Origin of the sequence: Chryseobacterium proteolyticum (assembly GCF_046591535.1) — a bacterium.
Classification (GTDB): Bacteria; Bacteroidota; Bacteroidia; order Flavobacteriales; family Weeksellaceae; genus Chryseobacterium; species Chryseobacterium proteolyticum.
Window position 1 is genome coordinate 1 of sequence record NZ_JBJLWK010000009.1, and the last position, 25,316, is coordinate 25,316.

Consider the following 25,316-nt stretch of genomic DNA (forward strand, 5'->3'; position numbering starts at 1 on the left):
AGAAGTTAAGCCCACCAGCGCCGATGGTACTGCGACAAGCGGGAGAGTAGGTCGCCGCCAGTTTTTATTAAAAGTCTCATACATGAATTTGTATGAGACTTTTTTGTTTTATAACTATACCTATACATATCTATACCTACTATACCATAGCAATAAAAGATAAATGATCATTGATGAATTATAAATGATAAAAGATCAATCATCATTTATCAATCATCATTTATTATTAATGCTAGCTATCTAAACTCTTTTCGAAGAAACAATCCAACATTGGTTTTGGTTACAGGGTTTAAGCCATACTGATCAAAATCTATAGCAAGTCCATATTGAAAGGCTTTGTTGTCCAATCCTATCCGAAATTGTTGCTGACTTCTACGGTGTAGTTTAAAATCTAACCAGCTGGTAGTGGCCAGTAGCTGGGTAAAGAGCTGATAATCTCGATTGATTGGATACCGATAATTGATCATTACAATAGCTTCCCGCAAAGGAATATTGATTACCATGTAAGAAAGAAGTATTATAGCGGATAATCGTGGAGTACGTTTGGAATATTGTGCTGTTAGAAAAGGAGTAATTCCGGTAGTATTAACGAATTTCATTCCGGCACCCGCCGCAAAAGGACCTGCGTAATTATAGGTTACAGCCATATTACTAAATACTTCATCAAAACGGCGATCATCTTTAGTATAGAAGCTGTGTACAGCTGTTATGTTAAGAAAATTAAATTTCTTCTGTCTATCAATTTTTTTTTGTAACAATTGTGGACAGCAGTATTTTTCTATAACCTGCATCAATCTCTGTTTGAATTATCGGTGGAGATGGGATACTATCATTGGTGATTTGTGCGTGAAATAAGTATGATAAAAGTAAAAGGCAATAGCTGAAATTTTTTTTTATACGAATACAGCATAGAGATATAAGTTTTAAAATGAACAATTAAAATAGGTTGTATCAAAAACAGTAAGAATAAATCTATCTTTGTTCTATTGTATTAATGTCTTTTCTTAGAAGCCCTGAAGCTTTCCAATAAATGATACTTGCTAGCAATGCTACACCTGTTGCAGATAACAATGAATAGCGTATGGCATTAACACTATATGTTTCAGACAAAAGATCATTGAAAAAGCCTGGGACAGAACTGCCAAATCCATGACCGATAAAGTTGCAGGAAATGGTTAATATTGCGGCAGCCAGTGTACGTACTTCAACACGTGTGACTGTCTGAGCTACACCCCATGATACTCCAATATGAAATGCGAGAAAAAATGTTGTCATACCGAGTCCTATAATGGCCATAGCAGCATTTGTGGAAAATAGGAATACAAGAGAAAAGGCGGCACATAAAAATGTTGCTATAGCTGGGATTTGTAAGATATATTTATAATCTTTCTTTCCAAAGGTATTAGAAAGCCATCCTCCAAGAAAGGCACCTGCAAGACCCGTTCCCCCTTTCACCACTCCTACAATCAATCCTATTTGTTTTCCATTAAAGTGATAAATTCTTCTGAGGAAAGTTGCTTCCCACGTACTTAATGCATAAATCACGAAAGCTCCCATAGTGGTTGCGATGAGTACAAGAAGATAACTTTGCCGGCTAAAAATGTCTTTAAGGGCTTCTTTTAAAGGAATTCCAAGCTCTTTTAGTTTGTAATGTTCTTCTGAGCTGCCTCGTAATGGTTCTTTCATTGTTAAACGGATAATGAGAGCAAGTATAAGTCCGGGTGCTCCGGCAAAAAAGAAGGCATAACGCCATCCCAACATTTGGCCTACAAGACCAGCAATGATATAGCCTAACAGTATTCCAATGTGAAGACCTCCGGAATAAATGCTGAAAGCTTTAGGACGCTTTTCTTTCGGGAAAAAATCGGAAAGAAGAGAATGACCAGGAGCAGACCCCATTGACTCTCCAAAGCCAACCATGATCCTGGCAATAGTAAGCTGAAGAGTATTAGCCACAAGTCCGCTAAAAGCAGTCATGGCACTCCATATAGTAAGTCCTGTAACCACAATATTCCTTCTGTTATATCGGTCGGCAAGTCTTGCAACGGGAAAGGTCATGGCAGAATAAAATGCAACGAAAGCGAAGCCTGATAATAAACCCATCACAGTGTCTGATAGGTGGAATTCCTCTCTGATAGGGTCCAAAAGTACATTGAAAATTACCCGGTCCAATAACCCTAGCGCAAATACCAGAGTCAGTAATAGTAGTGCATAATTAGGCTGGGTTTGCCCCAGCCTTTTATGCTCAGAAATTTGAGAGTCCATATAAGTTTTATTTTTTATGTGAATATATTATATCCCTAGTTGATCTGACTCACGACCCTGTTAATTTGGGCAACGTGGATAGCATCATGCTCAACGATAAAATGATCAATAAAATCCCTAACTTTCATTAATCCGAATTTAGGATTCATATGCTGAATTTCCTTTTCTAGGTCGGAAGGGGTCAGCTTTTCAAATAAACGGGTAATTTCGGTATAGCTTTTTTCCAACCTGTCCCGGATTTCTGTTGGTGATGGTTGAGTCTTATCCGCTTCTTCTATATTGGCTAAACGAATTGGATTATCCATTTTTCTACCAATAGAAATAGAAGGATCATCCAATACTTTTTGAATTTCGTTTACAAAGAAAATCCGGGCTTCACCAATATGCCAGAATACAATACCACAAGACCACTCTTCGCTCGAAGGCCTTATATATAGCTTTTGTATGGGAACAACTTCGTCTAACAGATTCAGAAATTTTTTTTTGGGAATGTTGAAGAGATTCCTTGATCTCCTCAAGAGTTAATGTTGTATTGCTCATGATTTATGTTTTAAGAATCGTATTTATTTAATAGTATTTTGTAGCAAGCCGATATTGGTAATTTCTACTTCCACTACATCTCCTCTTTGCATGAATACTTTTGGAGTTCTCCCAAATCCGACACCAGAGGGAGTGCCAGTGGCGATGATGTCTCCGGGATTCAGGGTCATGATTTCTGATATAGCTTCAATAAGGGTGGGAACATCAAAAATGAGATCACCAATAAAAGACTCCTGCATTACTTCTCCATTGAGTCGAAGGGTAATTCTGGAAGTAGCAAGATCTTCTATTTCGTCGGGGGTTACCAGCATAGGGCCTATAGGTCCATGTCCATCAAAGTTTTTTCCCTGCATCCACTGAATAGTTCTAAATTGATATTCACGTACTGTTACATCATTAAAGCATGAATACCCAGCTACATACTCCAAGGCATTCTCTTTTTTTTATATTTTTCCCTTTTTTACCGATAATAACAGCCATTTCTGCTTCATAATCTAAAGAATTAGAGAGGTCTATATACGGAACATCTTGTCTATGTCCGTTTAATGTCGTTGCCATTTTAGCAAATAATACAGGTGTGGAAGGCATTTCTCTTTTCATTTCCATAATATGGTGCTTATAATTCAGTCCCACACATACAATTTTTTCGGGAGATCCTACTATAGGAAGCCATTCAATCTGATCTTCTTTCCAAATCGCATTTTCCGGAAGTTGATTCCAGTTTGCCACAGCATATGGGATAACTTTTTCAGCATCTGATAATCCGGAACTGCTTTTTAGAGATTCTTGTATACTGGGAGGCAGGGAAAGCTTTGCCAGGCGGGCAATTTCATTAAGATCAATGATTTTTTCCTGAACAAAAGCCCCGAATTTGGGCTGTGAAGAGCCCACGGTAAACATTAATAATTTCATTGGATGTATTTTAAAATTTTAAATTGATTAGAAGAATTAGAGAGGACTTTTAAAGACTTCGCGAACGGTTTGATAACCATCATTTTCGAGATAAGGTTCTTCTCTGTATTTATCGAGTGTCTGCATCAGCGGGGTATCATTTACGGAGAATAGGATTGCATCAGAATCCTCTGAAATGTTACAATGTTCATGATAGGCCCAGGTAGGAATCACAAAGAAATCCCCTTCCGACCAGTTAAATTGTACCCCATCTATCACTGAATAGCCATTTCCTTCAAAAACATAGTATACATTGCTGGAAACATGACGATGGGCTTTGGTATGTACTTTAGGACGGATCATTTGTATTGATGCACCAAAGGTTTTCATGACTGCCTTTCCATTGAATGAATTGACGTATTCCAGGGCAACATCATCATAAGGACTCGCTTCATCTGCTTCTTTAAGATCATTAAGTGCTTTTAGGGTGTCTTTCCATTTAAAAACTGATACCGGAGGATATTCATTATTAGAAGGTTCCCATAAAGGACGGTAATTACCATTGCCATGCTTCAGTACAGACGCATTCATTTTTTTGGTTATTTCCTGTTGATCCAAATGGTAGGATTCAAAAAAATTGGCATTGAGATAGTTGGTAAGCGGAATGTCTAAAGCGTCTAACCAGATCGCATGTTTATCATTGGTAGAGCCATGGTCGTGCCACAGCATAGGGGGATTAAGTACATAATCTCCTCTTTCCAAAAAGATTCTATTTCCTTCAACTGTACTATAAGAACCCTCGCTTCGGATAATGAATCTTGAGGCCTGTGAAATATGGCGGTGTGGAGGAGCGATCTCTTTACCATTTAACCATTGTAATGCCATCCATAAAGTTTCAGTGGCATAAGGTTTTCCATTAAGCCCTGGATTGCTTAATCCTAAAGCACGTCGGTCCCCTCCTTCTTCAAGATTTACGAGCTTTCCGGAAGTTGCTGCCAGTTCATAAAGTTGATCCCATTTCCAAAGCCAGGGGATTGCAGCCGGATTAGGCCGTAGCGGTAATACATCTTGCTCGACAAGCCAAAGAGGAACTAGATTTTGTTCTTTTAGTTTGGAGTATAACGCTGCTTTTTCTTTCATAATATAGTATTTATGATATTATTTTACTTTGTTTTTGCAAAATATGGATTATTGCTTTTATGATGTAAATAATATGATGATGTTAAATTTAGATATAAATAAATGAATATTCCAAATTAAATTTGAATAAATTTAAATATTTTGATAATGCATTCTTTTTGTATTATTATTTTTAAATAGTATTTAAAGTAATATTTTGAGGTTGATGAAAAAATAGAATTGTAATGAGTATATTTGTATAAAACATCTGTATGTCGACCAAACACATCATTATGTCTATGTTGGAAATAGCCCCTATGACAGGTTACGAAATTGCTCAAAATTTGAGTACTTCAGTAGTTCCGTTTTGGAGTGCTACAGCTAGCCAGATTTATAATGCTCTTAAAAGTATGAAAGAGAACAACCTGGTAGAAACTGAAAATAGTATCAGGGGAGAAAAAATGAATGTGGAGCAGTATACCCTTACCGACACCGGTCGAAAAGAGCTTGATGATTGGATTCAGGATGATATTCAATATATCCCCATTCGGGAGCCTTTTTTACTTTGGTCTTCTTACATGGAAAAGTGTACTTTAGAACAGGCACTTTCTGTGATAGATAAACATATTGAAAAATTTGAAAAAAGAGCACGCCAGCTTGAAGAAGCTACCTATAAAATACAAACCAATGAGTACAAGCTGATGAAAATGAGATCGGAATCTACTCCAAAAGAGAAGTTTAAAAAAATTCAGATGGCGCGTGCTTTTGCTTATGGTGAAATTGCTGCCAAGGCAAGGTTTGAGGTTGAACAGGCAAAACGAATTCGACAATTTGCCTATTCTTTTTTTTCAGAAAATGATTTGTAAAAGCCTGTTAGGTAAATATTCTGATTTTCCTAATTGTTATAATGCAACAGAAACACGATATTCCGGTTAAAATATAGTGGAATATTTCACTTTGTCGTCATTTTTTTGATTTGAATATAAATGTGTTAGATTCAAATTTATACATTAATTCCTCTTTTTAGATTTTGCTACTTTGTTAAATAGTATTAAAATATTATGTTTGTGTCACATCACATTAATATAATATGAATAAAACACTATTTAGGATTGGTCTACTACAATCTGTATTCTTTTGTTTCAATGGGCTTTATGCACAATCTACAGATTCAATTAAAACTTCAAAAATTGATGAAGTAGTTGTTACTGCATATGGTGTGAAAAAAGAGAAGAAATCTCTGGGATATTCTTTCCAGGATGTTAAAGGACAGGCTTTAGTAGACGCTAAGGAAAACAATGTCACCAATGCACTAACAGGTAAGGTGGCGGGACTTCAGGTTGTAAAGGGCGGATTTGGACCAGCTTCATCTTCCAGAATCAATATCAGGGGATTCAATTCCTTTGAAGGAGATAGCCAGCCTTTAATTGTCGTGGATGGTATTCCCATTAATAATTCAGCCGGAGTAAAAGGCAGGAGCCAGGACGGGGCAAAGAATAATGATTTGTGGAACCCGGATACTGATATGGGAAATGGTTTAAGTGATATTAACCCTGACGATATCGAAACTATTTCTGTTCTTAAAGGAGGAGCTGCGTCGGCATTATATGGTGCAAGAGCTGGAAACGGGGTTATTCTCATCACAACGAAATCCGGCAAAAAGAAAGGAGGAGTAGGCATCACGTACTCCACAAGTTTAGGTTTTGAAAAGATATTTATGAAGCCCGACTTGCAAAGTAACTTTGCTCAGGGAAGCAACGGACTTCCAAATCTACCAAGTAATCTTGATAATACAAACAGCTGGGGACCTCAGATCGATGGAACAGATATGAAAGTCTATGATAACCTTAAAGGTTTTTTCAGGACAGGTACGAGTGTCCAACATACAATAAGTTTTCAGGAAAACCTGGGCGAGGAAACAAACTTATATACTTCCGGAAATTATTTATACGACAATAGTCAGGTTCCCAACTCGAAGTATGAAAGATGGAATTTTATGGCTAAAATGAATTCTAATTTCGGGGCACAAAAGAGATGGACAACTGATGTGAAAATCCAGTATATAAGTACCAAGGCAAATAATCGTCCTAATGGAGGTTTGGATAATAATACTTATGGTAGTGTCTTGTTAATGCCGAGAAATATTGATATAAGAGATTACAAAGAAGGAATGACCGAGAATAACGTTACGCAGAGATGGATAACAAATAACGGAGTTAATCCTTATTGGGCTTCTTACAATAGGTTGAATGAAGATAAAAAAGACCGCTTCTTGCTAAGTGGCTATCTTAAATATCAATTCAATGACTGGCTGAGTGCGGATGTTCGCTTAGGAACGGACTTTTATTCTTTGGATGCCAATGCGAAAACATGGACGGGATCCAGGCTGAATAATTCTTATAATACAAGCCAGGAAAAGTTTTATGAGAATAATTATATAACGAGTTTGAATGCCAAAAAGGACAATATTATTGGAAAATGGGGTGGTTCCTTATCGATATATGGACAAATGATGGAAACAAGGACAAATGCGATCTATCTTTCAGCTCCCAATCTGACTTCTCCCAACTTTTTTAATATCAATAATTCTGTAGGTAATCCCGACATACGGGAAGTTATTTTAAATAAAAAAATCAACTCAGCTTTTGCAGCGGCAGAGATAAATTATGATGGATATTGGTTTATTAATGCTACAGCAAGGAATGATTGGTCATCAACGCTTACGGTAGAAAACCGGTCTTATTTTTATCCTTCTATAAGTACTTCATTGGTTATTACCGATATGCTTGCAAAAATAAACGGGACTAAGCTCAAATTTTTATCTTTTGCTAAAGTAAGAGCTTCTTATGCTGTAACTGGGAACTCGCTGGAAGCCTATGAACTTTACAATACTTTTGAAGTTAAAAAAGATCCTAACGGAAACGTAACAGCAGATCGGAAAAAGATTTTATATGATCCGAACTTAAGGAATGAAAAACTTAAAACATTTGAAGTTGGTCTGGATCTGCGATTATTTAACCGGATTTCACTGGATGTCAGTTATTACAATACCAAAGCAACTGATCAGCTGATCAACCTGCCAATGAATCCTCTTTCAGGGTATGAGAAAAAAAAAGATCAATGCAGGAGGTCTGCAGAATCAGGGAATTGAAGTAGTATTCAATACGGATATTGTTAAAAAACAGGATTTTACGTGGAATACGAATGTCAATTTTTCCCAAATGACAAGCAGAATTGATAAGATCGATGGAGAGGTTACTAAATATTCGCTTGGCGGATTTGATGATGTAAGCATATTCGCAGAGGTTGGAAGAAGATATGGTGCTATATACGGCTCCAAATTTAAGAGGGTTGAAGATACAAGCAGTCCTTATTTTGGTAAACTGATCGTAGATGGAAATGGTGCGCCTCAAAAGGAAACCGGTCTTTTCTATTTGGGAAATCAGTCTCCTAAAGCATTATTTGGTTTTACCAATAGTTTTGTTTACAAAAATTTTGGTCTTTCCTTTCAGATTGACGGGCGTATCGGTGGAGAATTTTTCTCAGGAACACAATTAGCATTGCAAAAATCAGGTTTAGCGAAAGATACTGCACCTGGCGGAAAACGCGATAATTTTGTAGTGGACGGAGTCGTTGCCGGAAATAATGGAGGCTTTACAGCCAACACTAAAGAGATTACACAGCAGAATTACTGGGAAGCGGTTACCACAGGAAATTTAGGTATTACAGAACAGAATATTTATGATGCAACGAACATACGACTAAGAAATATTCAGGTTTCTTATAACTTTCCAAAGACAATGTTTGAAAAGTTTGTGATAAAAAGCGCTAAAGTGGCATTCACAGCAAATAATGTTTGGATGATCTATAGTAAGGCAAAGGGAATTGACCCCGAATCAGTGTTCGCTATAAGTTCAAATGCGGTAGGTTTTGAAAACCTTGCCTTTCCGACCATGAGATCATATTTATTTACCATAACCTTAGGATTTTAATACAATACCCATGAAAAAATATATAATTACACTTCTCGTATTAATTTTTGTAGCATTTTCAGGATGTAAAGATTTTGAAGAAATTAATACAGATCCGTTATCTGCCAATATTGATCAGGTGCAGCCTGAATATTTTTTAAACAGTTCAATCTTAGGAGCACAGCAAGATCCCAATATTGCAGAAAGAGTTTTTGTGTTATACTGGAAAACAGCAGCAAGGCAGCATCTCAGTACGGGTATAGCCGGCGGTACGGATAATGATGCGTGGAGTGTGGAATATTGGAAGTATATCTCACAATGGCTGAATAATGCCAATGCTACGATTCAAATTGCCAATGAAAAGAAAGCTAAGGGTCAGGGGCTGCCTCATTATGACAATTTGATTCAGGTTGCCCGTATATGGAGAGCCTATCTAATGAGTGAGTTTTCGGATAATTTCGGACCTCAGCCGATCCAGGCATTTCAGGCAGTTAATCCTGATTTTAATTCTGAAAAAGAAGTATATTACTATATCCTGGAGGAATTAAAAGATGCTGTGGGCAAAATCGATCTTAATCAGCCGGTGCCTGCGGACAATATCTCAAAATATGATCTTGCCTATAAATTAAAATGGAATTTATGGGTTAAATATGCCAATTCGCTTCGCATGAGAATAGCAATGAGAATTTCTGAAGTAGATCCGGCTAAGGCAAAATCAGAATTTGAGGCGGCTGTGGCAACTAATAATTTTATAAGCGTAAGTAGCGAAAATTTTAGTGTCGCAGAAAAACCGGGATGGGATGCTCTTACCGGTGTGATGTCGCGTGAATGGAATTCACAGTTATTATCTGCTACTCTTAACAATCTATATGTTGGATTAGGAGGTATAAATTCTGCAGATCAACTTAGTGCTGATAAGCATAGTGCAATACGGGACGAAGATTATATTGGAATAAGATATGATGAGCAGTTTACAAAACTTACTAATGATCCATCCGCAGGATATTGGCTGGATGGAATTCCGAACAAAATGGATCCTAGGGCATACAAAACATTTTACATTCCCGGTGATTTCAACAATCCTATTTATTCTCTTTATCCTACTTATACCAACGATGCGAAAACCAATTATGGAGAACTGAAATTTTCAGATAATACGACCATTACTGTAAATGCAGTCAATACCTGGAATGCATTTACTATTGGAAACTGGGCCGAAAAAGGACAAAGGAATGGATTACGAGGATTAATTGGCCGTGCACCGGCGTTGGGTAAGCAATACAGGGAAAGCGCTAATTCCAGGATATTTTTTGCGAGCTGGGAATCTTATTTCCTGATTGCAGAAGCTGCTTTGAAAGGATGGTCAACTCCAATGAGCGATGAAGCCGCCTATAACAAAGGGATCCAGGATAGCTTTACTTATAATGGGGTTTCTCAATTTTACGGTCAGTATATTGCTTCTACCGATTATAACCGTGACGGAACTTCTGTTGCATACAGTCATATTTCGGAACCTGGAGCAACACACACAATGAAGTACAAAGATCCGGCGACCAATAATTTGGTCTCAGTCTCTGTTAACTATCCTGTTAATACGATATACAAAAATGGAGCATTTAAAAATGATAAATTAACTAAAATCATTACGCAAAAGTATTTGGCTAACATGCCGTGGCTTCCGCTTGAATCATGGAATGACCACCGAAGGCTGGGATTGCCGTTTTTTGAAAATCCGGCTGTGGAAACTCCCTTAGTTAACTTACCAGCTATTACAACAGGTAATTATATGACGAATTCAATTAAGAATTTTCCTCAGAGACTAAGGTATCCAAGCAGCTTCCGTAATTCGGATCCCGATGGCTATCAGAAAGCTGTACAGCTTTTAGGGGCAGAAGATGCTATACTGACTCCGCTATGGTGGGCAAAACACTAATAAAAATAATTCTTTTTATCCCTGTTCAGACCTTGAGCAGGGATTTTTATTTAAATTATATCGGTCCTATTGTAAAAACTATCCTTGCGTTATAAGTTGCAGCCGGAATTGTTACAGATACTCCTGTTAATTCCAATTGAAGAGGAATATTGCTATATGAGGCAAGAGCTAATACAGCAGTAATTCTGAATAATTCAAGATCAGCTTGGGTAATAGCCTGGTAAGTTGTACCTCCGGTGATGGAGCATAATACGCAAACTGTGGTTCCGTTACCTGTTCTCCTTATATTTAAAACCAGAGAATTATTCCATGTGGGATCCGGTATATAGCGTACCGTTACCTTAGCCGTACCAAGTAATAAAGGGACACTTGCAGCCAGAAGAATTTGATTGGTTGCACTTTCATACGTTCCGGCATAATTTGTTCCTGCTTCAGTGATAGGAGGGATGCTTACGGTCCAGTTGCTGCCACCTACCGTTAAAGATTGTGCATGAGCAGAGCCCGTCAATATGATTAATAAAAAAACACACAGACTACTTATAGCGTGTTTTCCTTTCTTTAAAAAATTCATATTGTATTCCATTTCTTTTTTTTTATTCGGTGATGGTATAGGTAATGACTACCGGAGTATTGGTACTCGTTATGTTTCCATAAGTACTGGGAACTAAGCTAATGCTTAGTCTGTGTCCATTGTTAGCTCCGTTTCCGGTAAATGCACCTCCTATGCCTGTAATGATATTAACTGCTGTTGTGGTTAAGGTTACCTGTGCAGCTGGAGTACCCAATGTGCCTCCACCCGAGCCGGATGCAGCAGCAGCTTGTAATCTTATATTGATTCCGGGAATTACCTGGTTAACAGATGCTGTGACTCTCCTTGTGAGGCCACCAGCAGCGATGGCCGAAGTATAGTTGATCCATTTTGTTGTATTTACTGCTGGATTTACCAAAGGCAGGCCTGCTTCAGTAGGGGCTACAAAACTTAATGTGATATTTCCTGCAGGTTCGATATCCAATAATGTTACAATAGGTAATGTCGCAGCAACTGAGATCTGGGAAAAAGCTTTGCCAGATATTGAAATTATTGAAATAAATATCACATAAAATAAGGCTGATAGTGATCTCATTTTTGTTTTTTTATGGTATTATATCCTACTTTTATGCTTTCTTTTTGATACTTAATTTCGGTTTGCTGCTTTACGACATCAATAACAAGGGATTTTGTTTCAGAAGGATGTAAGGTAAAATGAAAGGCATCCATTGATATTTTGTATCGTTTGTCAAGGCCATTTCTATACAACTTAATGTCCCAATCTCCAGGGCGTAAATAGTTGAAATCGAAATTTTCTCCTATATAAGCTATTTTACGATAGGTCTGGTCTCCATTGGAAGCTTCAATAATAATGCTTTCTTTTCTTTTTTTCTCTTTCTTAAGCTGGAACTGAGCAAAACTGAGCTGATTGGGATCCGTAGTTTCCTTAAATTGAATAACTCCCTGAATAGCGGCAGCAGTGGTTAAACCAAAATTAAATATATTCTCTTTATTTGTTAACAATACGGTAGCAGGAAGGCTGATATCCGGAATATCATTAATGTCAGTGGTTGAACGGTCGATTTCTAAAATATAGTCTCCCGGATTTATATTTTTAAAAATGAAATTTCCGTTTTTATCTGTAATGGATAAATGATTTCCCATAGTAAGTCTTATGCCCTCCACTTTTTTAACTCCCAGATTTCCGATATTTCCAGATAGCGTTGTGTACTCTGCAGTTTTTTGTACCGGCATATTCAGACGCCAGGTGTATCGTAATGAAAAAATAAAATCTTTGTTTCCTAATTGTCCTCTCTGCAAAGCATATCTACCTGATACATCAAATTCATGGCCCGGAAAAATCTGCTGATGAAATAAGACCTCAAAAAGGTTGCGGTCATTAAAATACTCTTCAGGGATATAGTTATTCTGATAGAAAATACTAAGATTTGTTTTCGGTGAGAATCTACTTATAACACGGGCACCGTAGTATATCTGTTCCTGGTCTTGTAACTGATACCGGGAAGTTATTGCGTAACTTCCAAATACATTGAAGGAGGTTTTCAGCTTTTCAAAAGCCAGATTTACGGTGTAAAAGCTGGAATTTCCATTAAATCCACTCAGGTAATTATCTGTCTTTCCAAATTGCCCCTGAAGATTGACCTGAAAAATACCAATCTGCTGATCGATACTTACCCTTACGAATCTTTCATAATAGTCAAACTGTCTTGGTTCAAGACGATCTTTATATTTCTGATATCCGTTGTATAGCATGATAGAACCATTTTTAAGATACCTGTAGCTTATTCCATATTGAAAATAATTTCTGTAAGGAGCTGCCAGAAACAAAGTATCTCTTTGAAAATTTCGGGCATCCTGAACATAATTGGCAAATGCATTGAGCCTGGAGGAGATCTTATACTGGATGTTACCGTTAAATGTGCTTGTATTGCTGAAATATCCTGCAAAATCAGGACTTGATTTCATATACATCAGATTTCCGTTGATTTTCGTGTAGCTGGCAAGAAGCTGAACCATGTAGGCATTTCCTTCCATTCGATCTGTTTTGCTATAGGCTACTTCACCGGAAACATCAAGATTTTTATTCAGTTTGAATTTTCCGGTAGCATAGGGAAGGTGAGCGTTAGAATCTAATCTGAGACCACTGAAACTTAAACTTGTTTCACCGGGTCTTGGAATCTTGTACAAATAACCTGCTGTAATTTCAGATTCTTTATGAAGCCTGAATGTAGAATATACATTGAATTCATCTTTGATATCCCGGAAAAATCTAGGGTGATTATAAAATCCTCCAATACTGATCTTTTTGAAATTATAACGAATTTCAGCTCCCCGGCCATATCGTGCATACTCGGTAAGATAAGAGGAAGAATAGGTCTTGTCTCCCAGATGAACAAAAAATTCATCCCGTCTGTAGTTAATAAAATATTCCTCATATTGGGTGAAGGAATTGAATTCAACCGGGTTGGAAGTTACAGCGTGAAATTCCAATGTCCCTTTATTTTCTTTATCCAGCGTTCCTTTACCATACAATTCACCCTGGAAGCCATCGTGGTATTCTCCTCTGTTTTTCATTCCAATAAAAGCCATTGAGGCGGAAACCGGTAAACGATGGTATATATCATCTTCACCAGGTTTAACAGAAATAATTTTCGTACTGCTGTAAGCCGTTTGGGTTTCTGCCGGATGATCCACTGAATACACGGACAGATTAAGATTTTGATATTCATTTTTACCCAGATCCGGATTTGTGACCTTACTGATGTTGATTACTTTTGCTTCGCCTGGAGGTAAAAGGAGAGTTGCATCGTGATTTACCACGGCATTTTTACTTTCCAGGATCAGTTTTTCAGTAACATTTCCACTGTTTTTAAGTAGAAAAGAGGAGGTGATGGTTTCACCTGCTTTTACGAATTCCGGAGAATTGATTGCCGTTACTGAAAGCTTTCTGACCGGGAGAACATTTATTTCTGCCGTTTTAATAAATTGATCGGTTTTATCACTTCCCAAACCTCGTAATGTTATGGTATATTTTCCCTGCGGTGTTTCTGTGGCTATACGCAATGGAACCAGATATAGGTAAGTTTCGTCGCCTGCAATTGAAACTTGATTCTTCTTTAAAATGGGAATAATGTATTGATTTGAAGTTTCAATGACAATATCATAAACCTTATTCTGAGAAGTCGTATTTTCCAGGGAAAAAGAAATAGAAGAAGCCGTTCCCGGTAGTATACTATCTTTTTTATTGACAATTTCTCTGGATTGTTTTTGTGAAAAAATAAGTACTGGGAATAGTATGAAAAGATATAAGGCCCAATTTCTAGTCATTTTTTACTTCTAGTTCCACATTGATAGCAAATGCGTTTTCATCTTCATCTGTTGCAATGATGACTGCAGTATATTTATCGGGAGGCATTTTACTGATATCAATAGGAAAGGATTTGGAGGTTTGCGGTAATAGTCCCATTGCCTGTGATGAAAATGTTCCTATTTTCTCACCATTCTTTCGGTTGTATATCTCAACGGAAGCCGTTGATCTGCAATAGATTGCTCCCTGGTTGGCGATGGCAATTTTTAATATTTGTCTGCCCTCTTCTTTTTCAACTTTAATATTTTCAAACTTTAGATCTGGTTTTACCTTTTCGGAATCAAAATCAGTTATGATCTGGATGGCATACCTTACAACAGAAGTAATATTAATTCCCTGCTTACTATCACTCGGTTTTATTTCATCTACAGGTTCAACGATGACAACACTCCAGTAACTACCGGGAGAATTTAATTGATTAGGAACGGTAATTTCATAAAAGACCTCTGTTTTTTCCTTAGCCTTTAAAGTAAGAAAGGTTGTATTAAGCCTTATCCAATCCGTATTGGTCCTTTCATTCGTATGCGGAGTTGTATAGTAGATAGAACCATTTGACTGGTAACTGAAGTCCTGTAAAAATATTTTCACATTTTGAGGTTTGTCACCGGTGTTTTGCAAGGCTATTTTTCCTTTGTAAATCTGTCCGTTTTCTACCTTGTAATTATGCGAAAGCCCATTAAGCACAACGATACCGGCATGCAAAAATAGGTAAGGTAAGATCAGGAAAGTAAGAAGAAAGATTCGCTTTGTCATTCTTATTAAAAATTTTAAGTTGAAGATCATGCAATAGATGAACAAGAAGAAACTGACAAAGCGATTTCTTCTTATTCAAATATGTATTTTCAGATATTAATTGTCCGAAATAGTATAAGTTACAGTAGCAACAGTTGTCGCTGTAGCTTGTAGATCAGCGTAAGCTGCAACTCCGCCAGGTCCACTGCCTGCTGCAAGGGCATACGTAAGATTATGGCCGTTATTAGCTCCATTTCCGGTATAAGCACTTCCGATCCCAGAGATAATTGTCTGGTCTGCTGCACTTAATGTAATCAGAGCTGATGGCGTTCCTAATGTTCCCGCACCAGCACCTGTTGCCGCTGCTGCGGTAACTTGAATGTCTATCCCGGGAACTAAAGCATTTAATCGAACGGTAACATTACGGGATGGATCTGCAACTGATTTTATTGAAGAGTAGTTAAGCCAAAGTGTTGTATTGGCAGGGCTTGCAACAATAGGTTGTCCAGCTTCTGTAGGAGCTGTAAATCCTAAAGTAATATTTTTGGTAGCCGCAGGTTCAATATCAACAAGCGCAACTTCCGGAACGGAAATCGTAATGGTGTGATTGTCGGTGTTGGTATCTTGTGCGTTTACATGGGCTGAAATGGCCAACGCAACTAAAGATAATGATAATGGAAGTGTGAATTTTTTCATGGTAGTTAGTTATTATTAATTTTCAAGTGAAGTTAATAAAATAAAGAGAAAGTATAAAAGATTTTATCTTTTTTATGACTCCTTACCTCCTCATTTCTAATGCGAAACATAATGAATTTTTATCACAAAATAGAGAACTATTTGATTGTTGTTATTAATAATAATGCCTAATTTTTTTATATCCGATTAAAAAATAATTCAATATTTGAGAAAATGAAAAAGAAAAAAGTCTCACAATGCTGTAAGACTTTTATATATTTTTTTGAAATTTTCAATTGAAATTATGCCCAATGTGGATCAGAAATAGAAACTTTTCCTGTCTCTACTCTTCCTGAAAAGTGCCAGATGTGACCGGATGAACTTATTTTTACGTCATACCAGCCTTTGTTCTTTTTCAGGTTAAGGGTTATTTTTTCTTCATCTTTACTAAGCGCAATTTTTTTTACGGGTCTTTTCATACAGATCTTCTATATCCATCATGATATTTCCATTTTTCTTCTTTTTAAATATCAATTGAGCTTCATTATTTTTCGTATCATTAAGCATTTGTATCTCTACTTCCGGTTTCTGCATCCCTTTAAATTTCCTGAAGAAACCATTGGGTCCAAAAACTTCATAATCATAATTATCCAGATAAACAGTGTGTGACAATGTTTGTTTTGAGTATAAAGCATAGGAAAAATAATAATTACCATGATCATCTAGCTTTGTTCTGTCGTAGATTAATAATGGAACTCCTGTCTCCTTTAGGTTCTCCATTTTAATACTGTTATCTGTGAGATTAACATGGTAATTGTAAGGGAGTGCATTGGATGGCTTTATCCCTCTCTCCTGAATTTCCAGTAATGCATGAGATAGCTCATGTTCAGAATGCCATTTCAGATCAGGAACAGGCTTATTCTTGGCTGCATTAATGGTTTTGGTATATTCTTTTTGATTCAGATAATCCATTTTTGGGACCGTCACATTTGAATCATTAAAAGCAGAAGTCAAATCTCCACAAATGGCTCGTCTCCAGTCACTGATATTGTCTATGGTGACATCTTTACTGAATTTTTTCCTGATGAATTTCTCAAGAAACTGTAATACAGAAGTATGATCGGAAACCTCAGAATTTACAAAACCTCCTTTTGTCCATGGGGAAGCAATGATCATCGGAACCCTGTAACCAAGTCCAACTGTTCCTTCAATACGTTCATAATCTCTCAATTGAGATGATAACATATATTCCTGATCTTTATTAACATATTCTACTCCTTCTTTTCCATTCATGTCTACCGGCTGACTTGGATTTAGTGGCGGAGAAAAGGGTAAAACATGATCAAAATATCCGTCATTTTCATCATAATTGATTATAAAAATGGTTTTTTTCCAGGTTTCAGGATCCTTCGTCAAGATATTTAGAACTTCAGAAATATACCATGCCCCATACCAAGGTGATCCCGGATGGTCCGAAAAGTGTTCCGGAGCAACCAGCCATGAAACCAAAGGAAGCTTTTTCTCTTCAACGTCCTTACGGAACTGAAATAATACATCTCCTTTAGGAACTACTAGTTTTTCTCCATGTTCATCATTTCCTGTTTCCAGATTCCAGAAATCAGGGTCTCCTGAATTATTGGTAAATGCTTTTTCATGAAGGTTTTTTTCCCTTTGGGATAGTTTTGCATAGTTATCAGGATGGTACTTTACCTGATCTTCCTTCAGTTCAGCTATAAGTCTCTCCAATCTTTCTTTCTGATTAGGATTCTTCTCGATTTCCTTCTGCAGGTAGCTGATCATATGGGGAATATGCTTATAATATCCTTTAGAGAATTTTACGTTGAATGCCGAAAACCATTCGATGGGATTGTCTGTAAAATTGCTCAGCCAGGCTTCCTGTTCGCCGGACATTCCTTTTGGAAGACTGATTTCATTCTGATATATTTTCCATGAAACATTTTGTTCTTCCAGTATTTCCGGAAAGCTTTTCCATCTTGCCTGTCGGTTGCTGTCATAATCAATATTTTCATTATAAACATTTGCTTTTACTTTGCCGTTTTGTTGCTCTCTTAAAGTACCTGACCAATGAAAAAGCCTGTTCGGTGTTGTGCCGGTAAGCGATGAGCAGAAATATTGATCGAATACGGTAAATGCATCTGCAAGCTGGTAATAGAAGGGAAGATCCTCACGATTATAATACCCCAATGTCAGGGGTATATTCTTGTAATCTTTATTTCCAGAAGCCTTAAACTGTAACCATTGATCATATTTTCCTTTGTTAAAAGCTTTCTGCTGGTCGGACCAGGAGTGAGGTAATGAGCTCATCCATGTGGATTTCGTATTTCTTAAGTCTAAACGTGCCGGAGCAGCGTACTTTCCGTCATTTCCTTTCTGGAAAAAAACAGAATGTCCGTCTTGTTTTACAAATGCTTTTTTATCAAGGAATCCTCTTACCCCTTTCAATGATCCAAAGGCGTGATCAAATGAGCGGTTTTCCTGCATCAGAATAACCACATGTTCGGCGTCATAAAATGTAGACAAGGCAGCGGGTTCTATTGTGAGCGCTTTTAAAATAGAAGGGTGCAAAACACTTGAAGTTCCTAGACCTGCCAGTAACAAACCTGATTTCTGTAAAAATTCTTTTCTGTTCATGCTGAAATAAAATAAGAAAGAAACCGCAAGATAAAAGTATTTCTCGCGATTTCTTTCAAGTAAATTAAAAATGTTAGAGTTTTATTGTAACCACCAAGGTTTGGAATTGATATTATCTGTTCCTCCATATTGAGCTGCTAATGCGGCTTTCAGGTTTACACTGTTGTAGTTATACTCACTTTGAGGATATCGGAATCGTAAAGGTGCAGCAACCCCAGTTTGTAAAGGATAATTGGGATAGCCGGTTCTCAGATAATCATAATAAGATGTCCATTGTGACTGGTGGAACATCGTCATGTACTTCTGGGTCATAATTCTTTCCAGTTGGCTGGATAACGATGCGGAATTATCATATGCCACTAAAGGAGTAGCTAAATAATTATTCACATTAAATCCTGAAAAATAAAGATTTGGATTTTTTACATATGTCTGATAAAAACTGAAACTTGCTTTAATCCCATTGGCATAATGTGTTTTTGCAGATCCTGAAATCCACCCTCTTGCAGTGGCCTCTGCCAGAATAAATTCCAGCTCGGAATAACTCAATACCGAAGAAGGTTCATTCGTCGGATCTTTATAAAACCGATCATTGATTTTGGAGATATTTTTTGCAGCCACTAATGCAGCGTTATCAGAATATGGGGAAACAGGATTTCCTCCATTATATCCCGTAAAATCAGTAATAGGTTTTCCTGCCTCTTTTGCTGCAGTAGTTTGGGCAGCAAATGTGAATAGTCTTGGATCCTGTCTGTTTTTAAAGAAATTAATAAAATAATCGGCCATATACAAACTTGAACCGTAACCACTGTTATTAAACATTGTGTATCTGCTGTCAGCGGCATCTGCAAATTTAAGCTCTCCATTATCCGTAATAGAAGACATCAAAGGCTGGCTTCCTGCAATAGAGGCAAATTCTGTGGCAATATTATAATTCCCTACAGTAGTTTTTTTAGAAAGGGTAATTAAAATCTTAAGACGAAAAGAGTTAATCAGTTTTTTCCACTTCGTTGCATCTCCCTGATAAATAATATCACCTTCTATCTTATCGTTGCTGTTAATAAGGTCATTGGCCTCTTTTAATTCTGTTAATATTCCGGACATTACGGCTTCCTGACTATCATATTTAGGCTGGGTAATTCCAGACTCTCCTTTTACTGCTTCAGAATAAGGGATGCTTCCGGACTTTAAACTTAAGTTGAAAAAATAATAAGCTCTGAAAAATTTACCGATCGCGATATAATTTTTATTATTGATTCTCTCAGCCTCCTGCATCATTTTAACCGTATTAAGAAGACCATTGGAATAGATCTCAAAAGATGAGTCGTTCCATTTCATGTATTGATAAACATTTTCTCCGTCTATTCCGATCATCATCCTTGAAGCATACATATTATCACCATTTACCTGGAAAGCAGACTGTGAAACGTAAGTTAAAAGAGATTTAGGATCAATAGTAGCCTGATCATTTGGATTTTCATTGATTTTATCAAGGTTGCTTTCGCATGATGTAAGGGCGAATGCTCCTATAACAATTAATGATTTTATAATATTTTTCATTTTGACTGAAATGTTATTTAATTAAAATTTAAGGTTAAATCCAACTCCAAACCATCTGCTCGATGGATCCTGGATATCATTTCCTGTTTTTATCTGGAAATCAGGGTCAGAGTATAGATTTTTGGATTTTTTCCACATTGCAAGATTATATCCGGATATATTTACCGTGAAGTTTTTTACAAATCCTTTTGGATTAAGCAAATAAGAGAAGTCGTATTCCAGAACCACAGATCTAAGCTTTATAAAGGTCCTGTCAAAGACATTGGCGAATTCTTCACTTTCATCCTGTGTCACCCTTGCCTGATAAGGATAGTTTTGTGCCCAGTCCTGAAAACTGATAGGTTTTGTGTGCGGAGTATAAGTGCCGGTAGCTGCATTATAATTGACACCGTCAGGAATAAAATAATAAGTTCCCGGATTTGCATATTCCTGGTCTCTGTAAGCTACAGAATTCGGATGTTTTCCTCCCCACCACATTTTCTCAACCACCTGAGATCTCATTACTCCGCCTATACTTCCGTCAATACCGATATTTAAACTCAGTTTTTTGTATTTGAATGTGTTATTAAAGCCGAACGTCCAATCCGGATTGAAATGTCCTAAATTCGTAGGAGTGGTTGCTTTAGTTGGCATTCCTGTTTCTGCATTCAGGATTACTTTTCCATCCGGAGACTTTTGCCATGTATAGTCATAGTAAGAATCCATTCTTTCACCTAGCTTAATGTTGTTATAGTTAGGCATGTTGTCATAAATAGATGTTAGTTTTTGTTCATACTTACTCCAGTTGATCAAAGATTTCCACATAAAATCTTTTGTCTTTACAGGTATCAGCCCTAAAGAGATTTCAACTCCTTTTGTAGTATATTCATTACCATTTACATATTGAGATTTGAAACCTGAAGATTCAGCACTCGGAAATTGTAGGATATTATTGTAATCCAAAGTTCTGAAATATGTTGCATCCAGTGTTATTCTATTTTTAAATAATCCGGCACTAAGGCCTAGTTCATAAGATTTAGTCTGTTCAGGCTTTAGTGAGTTTTCATAATTTAAAGTTGTAGGATAATAATTGGTTGGATTACCATTAAAAGTAATTCCATTGTTATTCATATAATAGTTTCTGATCGAGTAGGGCTGGAAATCGTAAGCCACTTTCGCCCAGGAAGCAGATAATTTCAGAAGGTTAATGGCTTCAGGCATTTTTACAAGATTCGAAATCACAGCGCTTAATGATGCAGAAGGATAAAAATAAGACCTGTTCGCTTTTGGTAATGTAGAAGACCAGTCATTACGTCCGGAAACATTGATGAAAAAGGCATTATACAATCCAATATCTACAGTTGCATATGTACTGTAAATCAATTTTTCTTTGAGGTAATCATAATACTTTATAGCTCCGATGGAATTTGATAATTCGTACAGTTCAGGAATCTTCAAACCGTCTGTTGAGGCATTATCTACATTATTTTTATAATAGAATGTGGATGCCCCGGCATTGATGGCAAAATCGAAATTTTCAGAGATCTTTTTCTTATAAGTTGCTAAAACATCAGAGTTGAGGTTCCAGGTTTTGGTGTCGTTCAGAATGTATCCGCCACTTCGTGGAGCACTGTAATTGAAATATGAATAAGGACTTAATATTTCCTGTTTATTGTGGTTTTCAACAATAGATATCTTACCTTTAATTGAGAAATCTTCCGTTGCCTTATACTCTAAACCTGTCTGTGCGTTAATAACATTGGTCCTGTTTCTGTTCTTGTAATAGTTGGCTCCAAACCACGGGTTATTATACCATGCGTAATTCCAGTTGGCTTGTAAAGTCCCTTCCTTTCCGGGCACCCACATGTGGTTTTTCAAATCCCTTCCGTCTACGTCACCTCCCATCCAGATAAGAATAGTGTACATATGGCCACTTGGGTTATAATCGTAATTGGGAATGTTTGGGGTAAAAGTCTGGGTGAAATTAAATTTTGTATCAAAGATTAATTTGTCCGTCAGGTGGTTTTCTGAAGAGAAGTTGATCCCATAACGCTGTAAATAAGCTTCGGGAATTCTGTCGTCATAGTTCATGAAGTTTCCGGAAAGCCTGTAAATATCTTTATTATTTTTATAGCTTACGGAAAAGCTGTTGTTGTTTATGACAGCTGGCTTTAGAAATGTTTTTAAATTATCATGATATTCCCAATCAATAGGAACCCTTTCATATCTTGATTTATCATTGTACTGACTTCCTGCAACGGTTCCATACCACGGAATGACCTGCCCTGTAACTTTGTCCCTGATCGGACTGTTCCATTGCGCTATTTTTAGTCCGGGAACAAATTTCGGGCCCCAGATCATGTCTCCGTCATTCACTCCTCCGTCTGCTCCATCCCAGAATTCATACTTTCCGTGAGAGCCGTTTCCATATTGAGTCTGGGTCTTCGGAAGATTGGTAAACCCGGAAGTAATCATTGTGTTTTGAGAAAATTCTACTGTAAATCCTTTCTTTTTAGCACTTTTGGTAGTGATAAGAACGGCTCCGTATCTACCTCTGGAACCATATAATGCAGAAGCTGTTGCGCCTTTTAATACATTAATATTATCAATGTTGTTAGGATCCAGATTCTGAAAGACTTCCTTTTCTACAATAACCCCATCTATAACAAATACCAGATTGGAATTTCCTCTTAATGTAAATTGAGGTGCCTGCTGCATTCCCGTAGGATTGGAAACATTCAATCCTGCAACCTGGCCGGAGAATAAATTTCCGATACTCGGAGTGGTGATGGACTCAAATTGTTTTGTCCCCACTTCCTGTGTGGAATAGCCAATTTTTTCTTTCTTTTTGGCAATCCCTAAGGCAGTGATCACAACGCCTTCGATTTGTTTTTCATTTACTTTTTTTTAGAACAATGGAATATTGTCTTCTCGAAGAAACTTCTATAGTGTAGGATGAATAATCAGGTGAGAAAAACTCCAGAATATCTTTTGGATTTGCTGAAATGGTGAAATTTCCATTTCCATCTGTAATAGTTGTTTTCCCAGTGTTTTTATCGGTGATGTTAACACCGGAGACTGTATTGCCGTTTTCGGATTTTACATTTCCGGAAATGTTGACTTCTTGAGCAGTTAGGTATAGGGGGAGCAAAAAAAATTGCAAAAGTAGCTAAAGTCTTCTTCATTTTTTTGAGGACAAATTTAGCGCTGCATTGTTACCTATATCTTAATGATATATTAAGATAAAAATATCATTTGGTGATCTGTATCAAGAAAAGTTAATATAATTATAAAACAGAAAGCCCATATATATCACTTTTTTACTTTACTATAAATGGTTGTTTTTTTAAGTAATAAAAGCATTTTTCATTAAAATCTGCTTAAGATCCCCCAGTGAATTTTAATGTCGTTAAACTTGAATGGATTTCCGAACTCATTACCGTTTGAAATCTGGAAGCTCATGAGCCCTATCGGAATAAAGAAATTAAATCCTAACCCAATACTGTATAGCTTGGGTTTTACATTTAAGGATTTGTTGTTAAGCTGCCCATATTGTCCAAAGAAATCAAAAAATGCCTGGCTTCCGATCAGATAGCGGTATTCTAACCCGGCATAATAGTAAAAATCAGCGGCAAGGGATTTTTCATTAAACCCACGCATGGAATTCCATCCTCCAAAACGATACAATTCGTTGGCTGAAAATTCTATTTTTGAATCCATCATGGCGCCCTCTGCCTTTATGTTGAGGAAGTGATTGCCTGAAATGTGATAATTATGTTCCCCGAAAAAATAGAACTGATTTTGGTTGGCTTTAATATTATCTTTAGTATATGTTGTCGTAAGGAAATCGTAACCGGCGTTTATTTTTGTTTTGTAGAGAAAAAGATCGATGTCAGTAGGCTCTGTCATATCAAGCCATACTCCGATCCCTTTTTTGTTGTAATCTTTTCCCTGAACATATAAAGTGTCGATAATACTTGATGTTTCAAAAGTTCCTCTGAGACCTACTTTATACCTGTTGTTGATGTGATAGTATAATGCAGGCAGTAATTTTACATTCGCAAATGTTGAATCCTGCCGGAAGATATTGACCTTCATATTGAGGCCGACATTCGATTTAAAGAGATATGGAATATCTGTTTGTAAGTCAAAAGTTTGTCCTTTGTCAGGATTTCGCTGCCAATATAAATTGATCGTTTCAAAACCATTGAACATATTCCTGAAGTTCACATTCAATGTTCCGTTCAATGTGAATTTGTCCGTTTTATCATTCCCGAAACCAATAACCCCATCAAACGTATTGGTTTTTTTCTTTTCCATGAACAAGTAGATCTGGGTGGAATCTTTTGTAAAGAGCGTTTGAGGAGGACGTTCCAGTGAAACAAACGGATGACTCTGAAAATTTTTATTAATGGCAATCAGATTTTTATCATCATAGGTTTTTCCTTTAAAATCTTTTTCAAGGTTTTTGATAAATCGCTTAGGAACTCTTTCATATCCTTTTACAACAAAACCATCGATCGTTCTTTTATCATTCTTGTTGATTTCAAGTTCAACCATTGGATAGCCGTTCTTCTGGCCTTTGTATTTGGACTTGATCCGGCTGAATGAATACCCGTCATCAACGTACCTTTTATTAATGCTCTTTTTGGTTGAATCTAAATTTTTAGTAAAAAAATCTTTTTTGATCTTCAGTTTACCTACAATTGAATCTGAGATACTGACATATGTTTCATTGAAGTTTTTTCCTTTATCATAAATGATCTCCGTACTATCCCCTTTTACTTTCACCTCCTTAAGCTGGGTGAAAAAATAGTTGTTCTGAGCCAGAGAGTCAAGGAATTTTACTGCCGAAGCGGAATCTTTTACTTTTTTTGTTTGTTTGGTTTGGCTATCTGTAAGCCAATAGACTTTTTTTTGCGCTTGAACAAAAACGCAAAACAATACAAAAAATATTTTCAGAAATAACTTCAATACTCCATTTATTTAAACCATTCAGAAATCCGGTGAAGTGAAAATTGCCGCTCAATCACAATTTTGCAAATTATAGATTTAACGATTTTATTATTTTCCCTTTCCTCACTC

At 36.8% G+C, this 25,316-nt stretch carries 21 protein-coding genes; 4 read left to right on the forward strand and 17 right to left on the reverse strand.

Annotated features, from left to right (window positions below):
• Positions 1–236: 236 nt before the first annotated feature.
• The 6 genes from ACJ5H0_RS22480 to ACJ5H0_RS22505 form a co-directional block, all read right to left on the reverse strand.
• Entirely contained in the window at positions 237–791 is a 555-nt protein-coding gene (locus ACJ5H0_RS22480; RefSeq protein WP_411252110.1) for a hypothetical protein, read from the reverse strand.
• A 181-nt stretch (positions 792–972) separates the two neighbouring features.
• Positions 973–2,265 carry a spinster family MFS transporter gene (locus tag ACJ5H0_RS22485; protein ID WP_172280985.1) on the reverse strand — a complete coding sequence of 431 codons (1,293 nt, stop codon included), beginning with the start codon at positions 2,263–2,265 and terminating at the stop codon, positions 973–975.
• A 35-nt stretch (positions 2,266–2,300) separates the two neighbouring features.
• Positions 2,301–2,783 (reverse strand): DinB family protein, encoded by a 483-nt coding sequence (locus ACJ5H0_RS22490; RefSeq protein WP_411252111.1) that lies wholly within the window; start codon positions 2,781–2,783, stop codon positions 2,301–2,303.
• Between the two features lie 45 nt (positions 2,784–2,828).
• Entirely contained in the window at positions 2,829–3,233 is a 405-nt protein-coding gene (locus ACJ5H0_RS22495; RefSeq protein WP_411252112.1) for a fumarylacetoacetate hydrolase family protein, read from the reverse strand.
• On the reverse strand, positions 3,202–3,717 hold the full coding sequence (locus ACJ5H0_RS22500) for a fumarylacetoacetate hydrolase family protein (protein ID WP_411252113.1): 516 nt from the start codon (positions 3,715–3,717) through the stop codon (positions 3,202–3,204). Before ACJ5H0_RS22500 ends, ACJ5H0_RS22495 begins: the two co-directional genes overlap by 32 nt.
• 36 nt (positions 3,718–3,753) lie before the next feature.
• Entirely contained in the window at positions 3,754–4,836 is a 1,083-nt protein-coding gene (locus ACJ5H0_RS22505; protein ID WP_306614850.1) for a cupin domain-containing protein, read from the reverse strand.
• Between the two features lie 251 nt (positions 4,837–5,087).
• On the opposite strand from ACJ5H0_RS22505, the gene ACJ5H0_RS22510 reads away from it, so the two are divergent.
• The 4 genes from ACJ5H0_RS22510 to ACJ5H0_RS22525 all read left to right on the forward strand — a co-directional run bounded on the left by ACJ5H0_RS22510 (position 5,088) and on the right by ACJ5H0_RS22525 (position 10,719).
• Positions 5,088–5,681 (forward strand): PadR family transcriptional regulator, encoded by a 594-nt coding sequence (locus ACJ5H0_RS22510; protein ID WP_411252114.1) that lies wholly within the window; start codon positions 5,088–5,090, stop codon positions 5,679–5,681.
• A gap of 224 nt (positions 5,682–5,905) precedes the next feature.
• Positions 5,906–7,966 (forward strand): SusC/RagA family TonB-linked outer membrane protein, encoded by a 2,061-nt coding sequence (locus ACJ5H0_RS22515; protein WP_411252115.1) that lies wholly within the window; start codon positions 5,906–5,908, stop codon positions 7,964–7,966.
• On the forward strand, positions 7,917–8,807 hold the full coding sequence (locus ACJ5H0_RS22520; protein ID WP_411252116.1) for a hypothetical protein: 891 nt from the start codon (positions 7,917–7,919) through the stop codon (positions 8,805–8,807). Before ACJ5H0_RS22515 ends, ACJ5H0_RS22520 begins: the two co-directional genes overlap by 50 nt.
• A 10-nt stretch (positions 8,808–8,817) precedes the next feature.
• Complete coding sequence (locus tag ACJ5H0_RS22525) at positions 8,818–10,719, forward strand: SusD/RagB family nutrient-binding outer membrane lipoprotein (RefSeq protein ID WP_273649850.1); 1,902 nt, start codon at positions 8,818–8,820, stop codon at positions 10,717–10,719.
• A gap of 55 nt (positions 10,720–10,774) precedes the next feature.
• Here the strand turns inward: ACJ5H0_RS22525 and ACJ5H0_RS22530 are convergent, their stop codons facing one another.
• The 11 genes from ACJ5H0_RS22530 to ACJ5H0_RS22580 all read right to left on the reverse strand — a co-directional run bounded on the left by ACJ5H0_RS22530 (position 10,775) and on the right by ACJ5H0_RS22580 (position 25,205).
• A complete protein-coding gene (locus tag ACJ5H0_RS22530) occupies positions 10,775–11,290 on the reverse strand; it encodes a hypothetical protein (RefSeq protein ID WP_228457001.1) in 516 nt (171 codons plus the stop codon).
• Between the two features lie 22 nt (positions 11,291–11,312).
• Complete coding sequence (locus tag ACJ5H0_RS22535; protein WP_273649848.1) at positions 11,313–11,843, reverse strand: hypothetical protein; 531 nt, start codon at positions 11,841–11,843, stop codon at positions 11,313–11,315.
• Positions 11,840–14,596, reverse strand: coding sequence for a COG1470 family protein (locus ACJ5H0_RS22540; protein ID WP_411252117.1), 2,757 nt, complete (start codon positions 14,594–14,596; stop codon positions 11,840–11,842). The genes ACJ5H0_RS22535 and ACJ5H0_RS22540 overlap by 4 nt, the downstream gene beginning before the upstream one ends.
• The gene (locus tag ACJ5H0_RS22545) at positions 14,589–15,389 is read right to left on the reverse strand and encodes a WxL protein host-binding domain-containing protein (protein ID WP_273649844.1); all 801 of its coding nucleotides are present in this window, start codon (positions 15,387–15,389) and stop codon (positions 14,589–14,591) included. Before ACJ5H0_RS22545 ends, ACJ5H0_RS22540 begins: the two co-directional genes overlap by 8 nt.
• Positions 15,390–15,485: 96 nt before the next feature.
• Positions 15,486–16,064 carry a hypothetical protein gene (locus ACJ5H0_RS22550; RefSeq protein ID WP_273649843.1) on the reverse strand — a complete coding sequence of 193 codons (579 nt, stop codon included), beginning with the start codon at positions 16,062–16,064 and terminating at the stop codon, positions 15,486–15,488.
• Positions 16,065–16,345: 281 nt separating this feature from the next.
• On the reverse strand, positions 16,346–16,522 hold the full coding sequence (locus ACJ5H0_RS22555) for a hypothetical protein (RefSeq protein WP_411252118.1): 177 nt from the start codon (positions 16,520–16,522) through the stop codon (positions 16,346–16,348).
• A complete protein-coding gene (locus ACJ5H0_RS22560) occupies positions 16,491–18,695 on the reverse strand; it encodes a phosphocholine-specific phospholipase C (protein WP_411252119.1) in 2,205 nt (734 codons plus the stop codon). The genes ACJ5H0_RS22555 and ACJ5H0_RS22560 overlap by 32 nt, the downstream gene beginning before the upstream one ends.
• An 81-nt stretch (positions 18,696–18,776) precedes the next feature.
• On the reverse strand, positions 18,777–20,252 hold the full coding sequence (locus tag ACJ5H0_RS22565) for a SusD/RagB family nutrient-binding outer membrane lipoprotein (RefSeq protein WP_411252120.1): 1,476 nt from the start codon (positions 20,250–20,252) through the stop codon (positions 18,777–18,779).
• A 21-nt stretch (positions 20,253–20,273) separates the two neighbouring features.
• Positions 20,274–23,105: a SusC/RagA family TonB-linked outer membrane protein gene (locus ACJ5H0_RS22570; RefSeq protein WP_411252121.1), complete on the reverse strand. Its 2,832-nt coding sequence runs from the start codon at positions 23,103–23,105 to the stop codon at positions 20,274–20,276.
• 19 nt (positions 23,106–23,124) lie between these two features.
• Complete coding sequence (locus tag ACJ5H0_RS22575) at positions 23,125–23,382, reverse strand: carboxypeptidase-like regulatory domain-containing protein (protein WP_411252122.1); 258 nt, start codon at positions 23,380–23,382, stop codon at positions 23,125–23,127.
• Between the two features lie 218 nt (positions 23,383–23,600).
• Positions 23,601–25,205, reverse strand: coding sequence for a BamA/TamA family outer membrane protein (locus ACJ5H0_RS22580; protein ID WP_411252123.1), 1,605 nt, complete (start codon positions 25,203–25,205; stop codon positions 23,601–23,603).
• Between the last annotated feature and the right edge of the window lie 111 nt (positions 25,206–25,316).